At 68.0% G+C, this 13,118-nt stretch carries 7 protein-coding genes; 3 read left to right on the top strand and 4 right to left on the bottom strand.

Going from position 1 to position 13,118, the window contains the following annotated elements; all coding sequences use genetic code 11:
• Positions 1-205 precede the first annotated feature (205 nt).
• The 3 genes from ACIQM3_RS27260 to ACIQM3_RS27250 all read left to right on the top strand — a co-directional run bounded on the left by ACIQM3_RS27260 (position 206) and on the right by ACIQM3_RS27250 (position 4,548).
• Positions 206-1,426, top strand: coding sequence for an acetyl-CoA C-acyltransferase (locus tag ACIQM3_RS27260; RefSeq protein WP_362938973.1), 1,221 nt, complete (start codon positions 206-208; stop codon positions 1,424-1,426).
• A complete protein-coding gene (locus ACIQM3_RS27255; RefSeq protein WP_401628507.1) occupies positions 1,423-3,552 on the top strand; it encodes a 3-hydroxyacyl-CoA dehydrogenase NAD-binding domain-containing protein in 2,130 nt (709 codons plus the stop codon). The genes ACIQM3_RS27260 and ACIQM3_RS27255 overlap by 4 nt, the downstream gene beginning before the upstream one ends.
• A gap of 150 nt (positions 3,553-3,702) precedes the next feature.
• Positions 3,703-4,548: an endonuclease/exonuclease/phosphatase family protein gene (locus ACIQM3_RS27250; RefSeq protein ID WP_401628504.1), complete on the top strand. Its 846-nt coding sequence runs from the start codon at positions 3,703-3,705 to the stop codon at positions 4,546-4,548.
• Here the strand turns inward: ACIQM3_RS27250 and ACIQM3_RS27245 are convergent.
• The 4 genes from ACIQM3_RS27245 to ACIQM3_RS27230 all read right to left on the bottom strand — a co-directional run bounded on the left by ACIQM3_RS27245 (position 4,523) and on the right by ACIQM3_RS27230 (position 12,862).
• Complete coding sequence (locus tag ACIQM3_RS27245; protein ID WP_401628501.1) at positions 4,523-6,037, bottom strand: hypothetical protein; 1,515 nt, start codon at positions 6,035-6,037, stop codon at positions 4,523-4,525. The genes ACIQM3_RS27250 and ACIQM3_RS27245 overlap by 26 nt on opposite strands.
• Positions 6,038-6,079: 42 nt before the next feature.
• On the bottom strand, positions 6,080-7,633 hold the full coding sequence (locus tag ACIQM3_RS27240) for a hypothetical protein (RefSeq protein ID WP_401628498.1): 1,554 nt from the start codon (positions 7,631-7,633) through the stop codon (positions 6,080-6,082).
• Positions 7,626-11,405: a CDP-glycerol glycerophosphotransferase family protein gene (locus tag ACIQM3_RS27235; RefSeq protein ID WP_401629763.1), complete on the bottom strand. Its 3,780-nt coding sequence runs from the start codon at positions 11,403-11,405 to the stop codon at positions 7,626-7,628. The genes ACIQM3_RS27240 and ACIQM3_RS27235 overlap by 8 nt, the downstream gene beginning before the upstream one ends.
• Positions 11,406-11,776: 371 nt before the next feature.
• On the bottom strand, positions 11,777-12,862 hold the full coding sequence (locus ACIQM3_RS27230; RefSeq protein ID WP_401628496.1) for a hypothetical protein: 1,086 nt from the start codon (positions 12,860-12,862) through the stop codon (positions 11,777-11,779).
• Between the last annotated feature and the right edge of the window lie 256 nt (positions 12,863-13,118).

Here is a 13,118-nt window from a genome sequence, read left to right as displayed (position 1 = left end):
CGGGGCCGCACCCCGGGCCGGTCCGTCGAGGAGGATCGAATTCACGCCAGTTACCCGGTCTTCCCGGCCCCCCTCCGCATGTGACGTTCACCGCTCCGGTGGTGGGGGGTGGGCAGTCCGGTTACCCGCAAGTAGCATGAGGGTCGTGGCGCGCCGATGCGTGCGCCCGCAGCAGTGCCATCCCGCACCCTGGAGGAGAGCCACCGTGCCTCGTACCATCCGGGACGTCGTCTTCGTCGACGGCGTCCGCACCCCGTTCGGCAAAGCGGGCCCGAAGGGCATCTACCACGAGACCCGCGCCGACGATCTCGTCGTGAAGGCCATCCGGGAGCTGCTGCGCCGCAACCCGGACCTGGACCCCGCGAAGATCGACGAGGTCGCCATCGCCGCGACCACGCAGATCGGCGACCAGGGCCTCACGCTCGGCCGCACCGCCGGAATCCTGGCCGGTCTGCCGCAGTCGGTACCCGGTTACTCCATCGACCGCATGTGTGCGGGCGCCCTGACCGCCGTCACCTCGACGGCCGGTTCCATCGCCTTCGGCGCGTACGACGTCGTCATCGCCGGCGGTGTCGAGCACATGGGCCGCCATCCGATGGGCGAGAGCGTGGACCCGAACCCGCGCCTCGTGTCGGAGAAGCTGGTCGACGAGTCCGCCCTCTTCATGGGCATGACCGCGGAGAACCTGCACGACAGGTACCCCTCGATCACCAAGCAGCGCGCCGACGAGTACGCGGTCCGTTCGCAGGAGAAGGCCGCCAAGGCGTACGCCAACGGCAAGATCCAGCAGGACCTGGTGCCGGTCTCCGTGCGCCGCACCAACGCCGAAGCCGGGGAGACGGGCTGGGGCCTGGTCACCGCCGACGAGCCGATGCGCCCGGGCACGACCCTGGAGTCGCTGGCCGGCCTGAAGACCCCGTTCCGCGCCCACGGCCGCGTCACGGCCGGTAACGCCGCGGGTCTCAACGACGGCGCCACCGCCTCGCTGCTCGCCTCCGAGGAGACCGCCCGCGAGCTGGGCCTCCCGGTCAAGATGCGCCTCGTGTCGTACGCCTTCGCGGGTGTCGAGCCGGAGGTCATGGGCTACGGCCCGATCCCGGCGACGGAGAAGGCCCTCGCCAAGGCCGGTCTCTCCATCGACGACATCGGTCTCTTCGAGATCAACGAGGCCTTCGCCGTGCAGGTGCTCGCCTTCCTGGAGCACTACGGCATCGCGGACGACGACCAGCGCGTCAACCAGTACGGCGGCGCGATCGCCTACGGCCACCCGCTCGCCTCCTCCGGCGTCCGCCTGATGACTCAGCTGGCCCGCCAGTTCGAGGAGCAGCCGGAGGTCCGCTACGGCCTGACGACCATGTGCGTCGGCTTCGGCATGGGCGCGACGGTCGTCTGGGAGAACCCGAACTTCAACGGAGGCAACAAGTGAGCTCCACCACTGAGCTTCTGAAGGGCGCGGCCGAGCTGTTCCCCGGCGAGGTCGTCACGCAGGCGCACGTGCGCCACCTCGACCTTCCCGGCGGTGCGGGCCGTTTCGCCCTCATCACGCTGGACAACGGCTTCGACCACACCAAGCCGACCACCATCGGCCCGCAGTCGCTGGCGAACCTGAACGCCGCCGTCGACCAGGTCGAGAAGGAGGCCGCCGACGGCGCGATCGTCGGCGTCGGCGTCACCGGCAAGCCGTTCATCTTCGCGGTGGGCGCCGACCTCAAGGGCGTCGAGCTCCTCAAGGACCACAAGGACGCGCTGGCCATCGGCAAGGGCGGCCACGACGTCTTCCGCCGGCTGTCCGGCCTCGCCGTCCCGACGTTCGCGTACTACAACGGCGCGGCCATGGGCGGCGGTGTCGAGATCGGTCTGCACTGCTCGTACCGCACCGTCTCCAGCGCGCTGCCCGCGTTCTCGCTGCCCGAGGTCTTCCTCGGTCTGGTCCCCGGCTGGGGCGGCTGCGCGCTGCTTCCCAACCTGATCGGCGCCGACCGCGCCGTCTCGGTGATCATCGAGAACTCGCTGAACCAGAACCGTCAGCTCAAGGGCAAGCAGGTCTTCGAGCTCGGGATCGCCGACGCGATCTTCGAGGGCGCGGACTTCCTGGAGCAGTCGCTGATCTGGACCGCTTCCGTCCTCAAGGGCGAGATCGCGGTGGAGCGTCCCGAGGTCGACCGTGGTGACGCCTGGGACCAGGCCGTCGCCCGCGGCAAGGCGATCGCCGACTCCAAGGTGCACGGGGCGGCCCCGGCCGCGTACCGCGCGCTGGAGATCATCGCCGCGGCGAAGAGCGGCGACCTGGGCGCCGGCTTCGACGCCGAGGACCAGGCCCTCGCGGACCTGATCATGGGCGGCGAGCTCCGCTCCGGGATCTACTCCTTCAACCTGGTCCAGAAGCGCGCCAAGCGCCCGGCCGGTGCCCCGGACAAGTCCCTGGCCCGCCCGGTCACCAAGGTCGGCGTCGTGGGCGCGGGCCTGATGGCCAGCCAGCTCGCCCTGCTCTTCCTCCGCCGCCTCGAGGTCCCGGTCGTCCTCACGGACATCGACCAGGAGCGCGTCGACAAGGGCGTGGGTTACGTCCAGGCCGAGATCGACAAGCTGCTCGGCAAGGGCCGCATCAACCAGGACAAGGCCAACCGCCTCAAGGCCCTGGTCTCCGGTGTGCTGGACAAGGCGGAGGGCTTCTCCGACGCCGACTTCATCATCGAGGCCGTCTTCGAGGAGATCGGCGTCAAGCAGCAGGTGTTCGCGGAGGTCGAGGCGGTCGCCCCGGCGCACGCGATCCTGGCGACCAACACCTCGTCCCTCTCGGTCACCGAGATGGCGTCGAAGCTGAAGAACCCCGAGCGGGTCGTCGGCTTCCACTTCTTCAACCCGGTCGCGATCCTGCCGCTCCTGGAGATCGTCCGCGGTGAGCAGACCGATGACGCCTCGCTGGCCACGGCCTTCGGTGTCGCCCGCAAGCTGAAGAAGACCGCGGTGCTGGTGAAGGACGCCCCGGCGTTCGTCGTCAACCGCATCCTCACCCGCTTCATGGGCGAGATCCAGAACATCATCGACGAGGGCACCCCGGTCGAGACGGCGGAGAAGGCCATCGAGCCCCTCGGCCTGCCGATGTCCCCGCTGGTGCTGCTGGAGCTGGTAGGCCCGGCCATCGGCCTGCACGTCTCCGAGACCCTGAACCGCGCGTTCCCGGACCGCTTCACGGTCTCCGAGAACCTCGCGGCGGTCGTCAAGGCGGGCAAGCGCGGCTTCTACGTCTACGACTCCGGCAAGCCGGAGCTCGACCCGGAGGTCGCGGCGCTCCTCAAGCAGGGCGACACCGTCCTGACGGAGGACCAGGTCCGTGACCGCGTCCTGGACGCGGTGGCCCAGGAGATCGGCCTGATGCTGGCCGAGGGCGTCGTCGCCGAGCCCCAGGACATCGACCTCTGCCTGATCACCGGCGCGGGCTGGCCCTTCCACCTGGGCGGCATCACGCCGTACCTGGACCGCGAGGGCGTCTCGGAGCGGGTGAACGGCAAGCCGTTCCTGGCTCAGGGCGTGGCCAGCGTCCCGGCGTAACCGCGATTTCCCCATGGACGGGCCGTACGGGATCATTTCCGTACGGCCCGTCCTCGTTCGGGCTCGGGCAGGCGGGAAGAACAGGTCATGCGGCGTCGCGCCGGAAAGCTACCGAAGGGCCCCGCAGCGCCGTCCCACCGCAGGTGGCCGGTGCTGACGGTGTGCGCTCTCCTCCTCGGGCTGTCGCATCCACTGCACGCCACCCGGGCGGCGGACCCGGACGCCGCGCCGGGACAACTGCGTATCGCGACCTGGAACATGTGCGGGGTCCGGCAGTGGAACTGCGATGAGACCGGGACCCGCGCGAAGAAGATCCGGGCGCTGAAACGGCTGGCCGTCACCGACGGCGCGCGCGTCGTGATGCTGCAGGAGGTCTGCGCCGGAGACCTGGCAGACGCGCGGAAGGAGCTGGGGGACGGCTGGAACAGCACCTTCCTCCCCTATGCCGTCCAGGACACCGAGGGGCGGCGCGCGGACGTCCTGTGCGCACAAGCCCGTCAGGGGGCGGCGGGCCTCGCGATTCTCGCCCTCTCCTCGCTCACCCGTGTCTCGGCGGTGCCCACCCGGCAGCCGGCGGTCGGGCTGCACCGGGGAATCATCTGCGCCACGGCAGCCACCCTCGCCGTACGGGTGTGCAACGCGCACCTCAGTCTGCCGAATGGCGACCGGGCGCACGCCGACCGGGAGTTCCGCGACGACCAGCTGAAGTCGCTGGCGGATGCGGCGGACGAGCGCACGGTGTTCGGCGGCGACCTGAACAGCGCACCGCCGAGGAGCGGCGACAAGGACAGCTGGATCTGGCCGTACGGCACCTACCGGACCTACCGGGAATGCGACCAGACGTCAGCCGCCTCGCGGAGCGGCAGGTCCACGCACAGCACCGGCCACAAGGTCGATTACCTGTTCACCGCGCTGCCGCGGACCCGCTGCTCCGTCCGCGGCACGGGGGCGTCGGACCACCTGGCTCTGATCATGCAGGTCGGTAACCCCGCATGAGGTGCGGATCCGACGCCGGTGAGGCGTAGGCGTACACCACGCTGAACGTGACCACGGACCGCTGGGACATGTTGCCGTGCATGTCCACCGCGTAGCACTCCACGGTGTGCTGCCCCTCGGCCCAGGACCAACCGGATTCCCATGACCATCTGCTGTCGCGTGCGACCGGGGCCGCCCCCAGCCGCATTCCGTCCTCGACGAACTCCACGTGTGCCGCGCCCTCCGCGTACCCCATGAGTCCGATGACCGGGCCGGGCATCTGCTGGCCGACGGCCGGCACCGAGATCACCGGCCCCGGGGCGGCCGCACCGGCCCCATGCTGTGCCGGTACGGGGAGCCCGGGCTCAGGGAGCATGCTGGCCGACGCGGACCCTGGTGCCGGGACGGTGAACAGGATTTCGGCTGCTGGGGAGGCGAAACCCGTGGCGTCCACACCGAAGACCCGAACGGTGTGGTCGCCCTGGGACCAGGGCTTGCCCAGATCCCAGGACCAGGTGCCGTCGGGCGCGACGTTGGGAGATCCCAGGAACTTTCCGTGTTCCCAGAAACTCACGCGCACCGCGCCGGGCGCCGCGCCCGTGAACTGCACGGTCTGTGCCTGGGCCTGGCCTGGCGAAGGCGTGAAGACCACCGGCGCGGGGAAGGACGAGCGCACCTGCGACGTCTCGTTGAGGTAGCGGTCGATGCCGGACCTGTCGGCATCCGGCTGTTCCCTGCCGTTCACGGCGAAGCCGAGGCGCGGAGCCATGCCGTCGATGAGGAAGTTGATCAACCCCATGAGCATGGGGACGTTCCGCCGGGTCACCTGAGTGTGACCGGGGATGTGAGGGGAGTCGCTGAAGATGAAGTTGAAGTTCTCGTAGCCGTTGAAAAGCCCGAGATAGGGCTCCACCTGCACCGGCCACTGCTCGTCCTGCGGTGAGGAAAGCACATAGATGTTGGCACCACGGTTCGCCCCGGCGCGTGCCAGGTCGGGGATCACGTTGTCGAGAATGTGGACGTTGGTCTCCGTGACCTGTCCCATCATGTACTCGGCGACCTTCGGGTGCTTTTCCAGGTAGGTGCCGATCCGGAACTGCGGGACGATCGACACGATGTTGCGGAACCCGTACTTCAGCCCGAAGTAGAGGGCCGCGCTGCCGCCCTTGGATCCGCCCCACATGGTGCACTGGTCCGGTGTGAGGCCCAGCGACGTCATCACGTTCGATATCAGGGTGACGACGGACCGCTCCAGGTCGAAGTCCATCCCCTTGCAGAGGTAGTAACTGTTGTGGCCGTCGAACTGGTCCCGGATCCAGAGGATGTTGGACCGGAGGCTGCTGAAGACCCCGTTCGACCAACCGTAGTCGTCGGGAGCGGCGAAGTTGGCGAAGACCACCACCAGGTGCTGGTTGCCCTTCTTCGCGTGGGAGAAGCGATACTGGACCGGGTACGTCCCGGAGGTCTCGATGCCGCTGAGCGGGGCGCCGCCGGAAGCTGGTTGGGACATGGTTCGGGAGGTCTCCGATCTGGTGGGGGCCGCGTAGTCGCGTCAGTAACGCCCGTCGAGGTAGGCGCCGTTCGCCGGCACGGCGTAGACGTTCACCACGGTGAAGGCGATCGAGACCGGGCGGGACGGGTTGCCGGCCGCGTCCACACAGAAGCACTCGACCGTGTGCGGGCCCTCGGCCCAGGGCCAGCCGGATTCCCAGACCCAGGTGCCCTCCGGCGTGACGTGGCCGGTACCCAGAGCTGCGCCGGCTTCGCCGAACTCGACCCGGACCGCGCCTGGGGCGTAGCCGCTGAAGGCGACGGCGGTTCCCGGCAGTTGCTGGCCGGGCGCCGGTACCGCGACGACCGGTGCGAGGGGAGGCGTCATCGGCGCCTGGGCGGAGAACAGACGGCCCGTGCCCATCAGGTCCTCTGCGCCGCCCCGCACCGGAACCGGATCCGGTGCCGCCGGCACCGGAGTGGCACTCATCTGCGGGACGCTGAAGACGATCTCGGTCCGCGGGGAGTGGTAGCCGGCGGCGTCCACCGCGAACAGGCGGATGACATGCTTGCCCACCGGCCACTCGCGGCCCGGGTCCCAGCTCCAGTTGCCGTCGGGCCCCACCTGGGGGGACGACAAGAACTTCCCGTTCTCCCAGAGGCTCACCCGCACCGCGCCGGGTGCCGATCCGGTGAACGGAACCATCCGCCCGGGCGTGGTCCCGCCCGATACCGGCGCGTGGACGGTGGGCGCGGTGAACGTGTCCTTGAGCCGGGAGGTCGACTTGAGGTAGTCGTCGATGCCCGCGGTGCTGCGGCCCGGCTGCTCGTAGCCGTTGCGGATGGTCCCGATGCGCGGTGTGACGCCGTCGACGAGGAGGTTGGCCAGCCCCAGCATGACGGGGAGGTTCCGCAGGGTCACCTTGCCGTGCCCGGCGATGAGGGGGGAGTCGTTGTAGATGAAGTTGAAGTTGCTGTAATCGCGGAAGTGCCCGATGTACGGCTCGACATGCTGCTTGTACTGCTCGTCCTGCGGTGAGGAGATCAGGTAGATGTTGGCGTCGCGGTTGGTGCTCTGCCACACCGTGTCGGGGAGCAGCGAATCGATGATCCCGACGTTGTGCTCCGGCACTCCTTCGCCCATCATGAAGCGGGCGGTGGGCTTCATGTGCTCCCTCACGAAGGAGCCGATCGCGAACTGGGGCACGCTGGCCACGATGTCGCGGAAACCGTACTTCAGGCCGTAGTACAGGGCGGCGGTGCCGCCCTTCGAGCTGCCGAACATGATGCAGTCGTCCGGAGTCAGTTCCAGCGCGTGCATGACGCGGGAGATGAGACCGATGACGGACTCCTCGAGCGAGAAGTCCATGTCCTTGCAGAGGTAGTAACTGTTCACACCGTCGAACTTGTCGCGTATCCAGAGGATGTTGGACCGCGTCTTGTCGAGTACTCCGTTGCCCCACCCGTACTCGTCGGGCGCGTTGAGGTTGGCGAAGACGACCATCAGGCGCCGGTTGCCGTTCCTCGCATGCGTGAACTTGTAGTCGATGGGGAACTTCCCCGACGCTTCCACACCGGTGAAGATCTCGCGGCCGGCCGGAGCTGCGTTAGACATGAGCGGAATCCATTCTCACCTGGTACTGCGATCCGGCCGGGGGGTACGGGGCTTGCTGTACGCCGCCCTCCGGATGCAGGACTGCCCTCACCGCGTCGTTACCGGCCCGCGACAGGATCCCGCGGTTGTCGGCCGGCCTGTGCGCTTCCGTCGCCGGGGCCTGGGGCCGGGACGGGTCGAGATCGCCTCCGGCGACGAGGATGTGATCCGCCAGGCGAGCCGAGGCGTACCCGTCGTCCAGGTCGCAGAACTCCTCCTGGAACCACTGGTAGCGGTCGGCGTAGCCCTCCTGGATGCGGTCGATGTCCTCGATCGCGGAGATGAGTTCCGCGGATTCGAACAGCAGCGGCCCAGGAGCACTCTGTTCGAAGTCGAAGTAGAAGCCCCGGAGCGTGTCCCGGTAGTGGTCCAGGTCGTACGTGAAGAACAGGATGGGACGTCCGGTGTTGACGAAGTCGAACATCAGGGACGAGTAGTCCGTGATCATCACGTCGGCGATGAGGGAGAGATCCGCCATGTCCGGGTAGTCGGACACGTCGAAGACGAATCCGTCCCCGGCGCCCGGGACCGGGTCCACGACGTTGGGGTGCCGGCGGACCATCAGCACGTGATCGTCACCGAGCCGTTCACGGGCGTCGTCGAGGTCGATCCGGAAGTCGAACTTGTACTTGCCGGGTGCGTAGAACTGGTCGTCGCGCCAGGTGGGGGCGTACATGATGATGCGCTTCCCCGGAGGCAGTCCGATGCGCTGCCTGATCTCCTCCGCCCGCCGTTCCATGCCAGGGCGACGCAGGATGTCGTTGCGGGGGTAGCCGCACTCGACCATCTCTCCGGGGAACTGGAAGGCCCGCTTGAGGATGGGCGTGGAGAAGCTGTTCGGGGAGACCAGCATGTCCCAGTTCTGCACCTCCTTCGCGACCCGCTCCAGATAGCGCTGGTCGGCGAAGTGGACGGCCTCGATGTCGTGGCCGATCTTCTTGAGCGGGGTGCCGTGCCAGGTCTGCACGACCACCTGCTCGGCGCGCTTCTCGAACCAGTCGGGGAGGTGGTTGTTGGCGACGACGTAGCGGGAGGTGGCCAGCGCCTCGTACCACTCCAGCGACCACATGCGGATGGGTCTCGCCGTCGGCGGCACCTGGACCTGGTCGTCGCGGACCACCCAGAGGTGCTCCAGCGCGACTCCGCGGCGGACCATCTCCTCGTGGACCGCCCGTGGACTGTCCGAGTACTGCGTGCCCTTGAAGGCGTCGAACAGCACGGCGGGCCTGATCGGCTGGCGGCGGGCCTGGGGGTAGCTCCTGGTGCGCAGCAGCTTCTGCCGGTACGGCCCCCGGGCGTCCTCGGCCATCGCGGAGCGGACGAGCAGCGACAGCCGGTCGTAGGCCTCGGCCTGGAGGTCGTATCCCCTGCCGTGCGTCTCGATCTCCTGCGGAAAGGTGCTGATAAGGCTCTGCTCGATCTTGAGCATGAGGTCGGGCAGGCGCTCGTCCGGCGCCACCTCGGAGGGGTCCTGACGGCGCAGGAAGAAGTCCCAGCGGCCCGCGGCGAGCGGGATGGCCCCTGCGAGCGTCCGCATCGCCGCGGGGGTGACCACGCAGCGGAAGCGATGACCGTCCCATTCGATGGCCACCGCGCGCTCGGCGCCATGGGCACGTGACCGCACGACCACGTGGGCGGCGCTCCTCTCGCGTGGGGCCATCCGGTCCGCGCAGAAGTACCGGCCGATGATCTCGAGCGAACCGTCCTCGCGCCAGCAGTAGTCGGTGACCAGGGGCAGGGCGGAGCGCTCGAAGAGGACCACGTAACCCGAACCGTTGCGGTGGGCGACGATCTCGCGGTCGCCGTCGTCGGTCTGCAGTCCTTCGGGCATCCGGTAGTGGCCGTCGTCCGTGTCTTCGGCCATCACGGGGTACAGCGGTGACTTACGCCCCTCCAGATGGACGGTCGTCTTCCAGCCGTTGCTTCCCATGGTCCATGCCTGCGGTACGGATCCGTCGCCCGATCCCCGCGAACCGGGCACCAGGCTGTTCAGGGGGATCCGTGCGACGAAGGTGCACCACCCCTCGCCGCCGGGCTGGAAGGACATCCAGGCGTCGTGCCGCCCCGCGCCGTTCATACTGGTGACGCGGAGCTTCCCCCACTCCGGGATCTTGGGTCCGAGGTAGACGCCTCCCAGCTCGAGATACTGGCCCACCACGCGGTGCCTGGTTATGCGGCAGCGCACTCTCTCGACGCGGATCTTGAGACCGCCCTGGACGAAGAGCGGCACGATGCGCGTGTTCTTGTCCACATAGCGGATCGGCGGGTTGGCGGCGAAGCCCGCCCCACCGCGTCCGATGCTCTTGTAGCGGAACAGCCCGCGGCTGAAGACACCCGCCGCGACGTCCCAGGTGCCCTCGACCCACTCGCCCTTCTTCTTGAGACGCGTGGTGTCGAAGCGACTTTCGAAGCCTGCCCAGTCGTAGCAGTAGCGGTTCTGGTTAGAGTACTCGGTGGCCTGCGGGTAGTAGGTGGTCCTTGCCAGGTTGACGAGCGTGCTGCCCGTCTTCTTGTTCCGCAGGGCCAGCATCTTCGTGGACATGTGCCGCTTGTGCACGTTGATGAAGCGCACATAGGCGGACCCGGACAGGGTGAGCCACTCACCGGTCCACCGGGCGCCCGTGAGCGAACTGAAGGGCGACAACTCCTTGTCGAGCCGGTAGTCGCGCTTGTAGAGGCCCGTCTCCCGGTTTCCCAGATGCGGGTAGTTCAGATAACGGCGGAACCGCCTGCGGACAGGCAGCGGGCCGCCCTTCCGCTCGAACTCGAGGACGTCCAGGAGCTCGCCGAGCCGGCCCTGGTGGACGAGGAGCCACTTCACTCGGGCGTCCGCGGGGAGTTCCTCGATGATGTCGTCGTCGGCCTCACCGAGAAAGTCCTGGGCCGCGTACATGAAGGCGTCCCGGTACTCCTCGTCCGCGTCGGGAAGAACCTTCAGGTGCAGCATCAGGTCCGACTTCAGGCAGGCGAGGTCGTACTTCCGCTTGTGGTCCCGGAACGAGCGTGAGCGGTGCTGCCCGAGGAAGCGGCTCACGGACTGGACCGCCGCGACGCGGTCCTGAAGGTTGCTGAGCTCGGTGTGTCTCTGGGTGATCGACGGGGCGGCTCCGCCGTCCCGTCTTCGCCAGAAGTAGACGATGTCGGTGATGACATCGACCTTGGCGGCCTTGAAGTGAGCGAACATGTTGACCCAGGAGTCCTCGTAGAGAACCCCTTCGGGGAACTGGATGAAGTGATAGTCCCAGAAGCTCCGCCGGAACACCTTGTTCCAGACGGTGCGGTCATAGATGAGCGCCTCGAAGCGGGTGATGTGGGTGCCCTTGCGATCCCGCTGCATCGGTCCCTTGTGCAGGGGGGATTGCCACTTCGTCGTGGAATTCATCATCTGCACGTTTCCGGAAACGAAATCCGATCCGGACTCGGAGAGCGTGCGGATGAGCAGTTCATAGGCGTACTCGGGAATGACGTCGTCGCCGTCGGCGAACACCAGGAACTCGCCGGCCGGGTGCATCGCGCGCAGCCCGGTGTTGCGCGCGTGCCCGGGGCCGTTCGCCTCCTGGCGTATCAGCCGGAAGCGGGGGTCGTCGGCGCAGAACCCCTCAGCTATCGCCGTGGACGAATCCGTCGATCCGTCGTCGACCATGATCACTTCGAAGTCGCGGAACGTCTGCCTCGCGATGGATTCAAGGCACTCCGCGAGGTAGGTCTCAACGTCCTGGAACGGGACGATCACACTCAAGCGGGGCTGCTCAGCGACCATCATTCACACTCCAGTTCGAGGCAGGAGAAACCACCTGCACCACTTCGACTTCCCAGCTTCCGCGCACTGCCCGGTCGAGTCGTCGTCGACCCGGAATCGGGCACCCCCGTCGAGCGCTCGCGGCTCAGCTCTCGAACTGTCGCTTCAGACGCAAATCTTAAGTGAACATTAAAGGATGTCAACGTGCAGATTCGGTGCAAGATCATGCGTTGCGCTCGACAGAAGCGCGTGACACACGCCATACTGCCCGGCGCACAACCATTGGTCTCGCCGACCGATCTGACGGAGAAGGTCTCAAGCGCCGCGACGCGGACGCGAGGCCGGAAGTTCGGCCCCGTGGGATATCAGAGAGCGCGCCATTCCGAGAGCGTCAGCCCCGGTTCGTCCGTCTGCCTGGCCACCTTCGGGATTCCCTGCTCGTCGATGACCGTCACCACGAGCCTGCCGAACGCGTCCTGTGCGAGTGCCGGTGCGGCCAGACACCGCACCCCCGTGTCCGACCACCACACACCGTTGTCCTCCCCCTCGGTGACACCCACCCCCACCACGGCGGTGCCCTCCGCGCCGCGATGGGCCAGCACCGTGCAGTCGTAGCCGTCCAGGAAGGTGCGGGTCGCCACATGGGGACCCTCTCCCGGTGCGCCGCCCAGAGCGATCGGCCACCCTCCCGCCCGGTAGGCGACAACTCCTCGGCCGCCGGGATCGGTCCAGTAGAAGGTTGGCCGGTCGGGCCCGGTCTCCAGGACCGCCAAGGTGTCCCGGGTCACCGCGAGACGTGACGGATACCCGTCACCCAGCCCTCCGCCGGCCTCCTTCTGGAACCAGTGCAGCGTCCCGTCGGCGGTGGTCGCGAACAACTCGATACGGCCCGAGGAAAGGGCGATGGCGGCAAGGCCTCCCTCGATGCCCGCAACTCCCTTGCGGTCCTCCCAGCCCCGCCACTTGCCGTCGCTCTGCTCCCGCCGGAGGCTGAGACCGCCGTCTGCCTTCCGGACGAAGATGTGCACCATTCCCGCAGCGGTCACCACGGCGGCAGGCCGGCCGAGCCCGGCGGCCTCCTGCGCGTCCTTGTGCGGATTCCCCAGCGAACGCCACTCGGTGACCGGGCGCCCCGACTGGTACTGGATGGCGTACACGATGTCCACGACGGTCCGGCGGTTCGCGGTCACGCGCTCCCGGCGCCCGACGAAGTGCACGTAGGAGTTCTCGTCCTGAGTGACGGACAGATGCGTGAGGCCGGCCACCGGGACGAGCAGGGGCTGCCCCCACTCCAGGCTCCCGGGCCGGCTCTCGGTCCAGCGCCGGAGTCCGCCCTCGGCCGACGCGTACGCCGTGAGGCGGCCCTCCTTGCCCCGGGTGAGCCAGATGCCCTGCAATGCGTCTGCCCCGGGAGCAACCCTCGGGGTCGCGCGGGCATCCTGTCCGAGCATTTCCGCAGTCACCTTTCCAGGCGTCCGGCGCATCGCGCATGATTTCGAATCTGGCACATACTAGTCCCTCACATGAGAGAATTTTCAGTGCCCGAACGGTGACGGTCCGGTGCTGGTGGGCGGCCTCGCGGGGGGACCCGTGGCGCGCATGAAGCCGCACAGTGCTCGCACGCATGCTCGATAGGCTGTCTATAGTGCTACGCACCACTGAAGTCGGACCGGCTCCTCCCCCCACCCGAGTCCAACCCGCCACAGC

This window comes from Streptomyces sp. NPDC091271, assembly GCF_044757505.1.
In the GTDB taxonomy this organism is placed as follows: Bacteria; Actinomycetota; Actinomycetes; order Streptomycetales; family Streptomycetaceae; genus Streptomyces.
Note: the sequence above shows the minus strand (reverse complement) of the source record. Positions and strands in the feature narration are given on the sequence as shown.

Bases quoted from the DNA above. Each gene is read 5' to 3' on its own strand.
- ACIQM3_RS27245 (WP_401628501.1), bottom strand. From the start codon at position 6,037: ATGTCCCAACCAGCTTCCGGCGGCGCCCCGCTCAGCGGCATCGAGACC.
- ACIQM3_RS27240 (WP_401628498.1), bottom strand. From the start codon at position 7,633: ATGTCTAACGCAGCTCCGGCCGGCCGCGAGATCTTCACCGGTGTGGAA.
- ACIQM3_RS27230 (WP_401628496.1), bottom strand. From the start codon at position 12,862: ATGCTCGGACAGGATGCCCGCGCGACCCCGAGGGTTGCTCCCGGGGCA.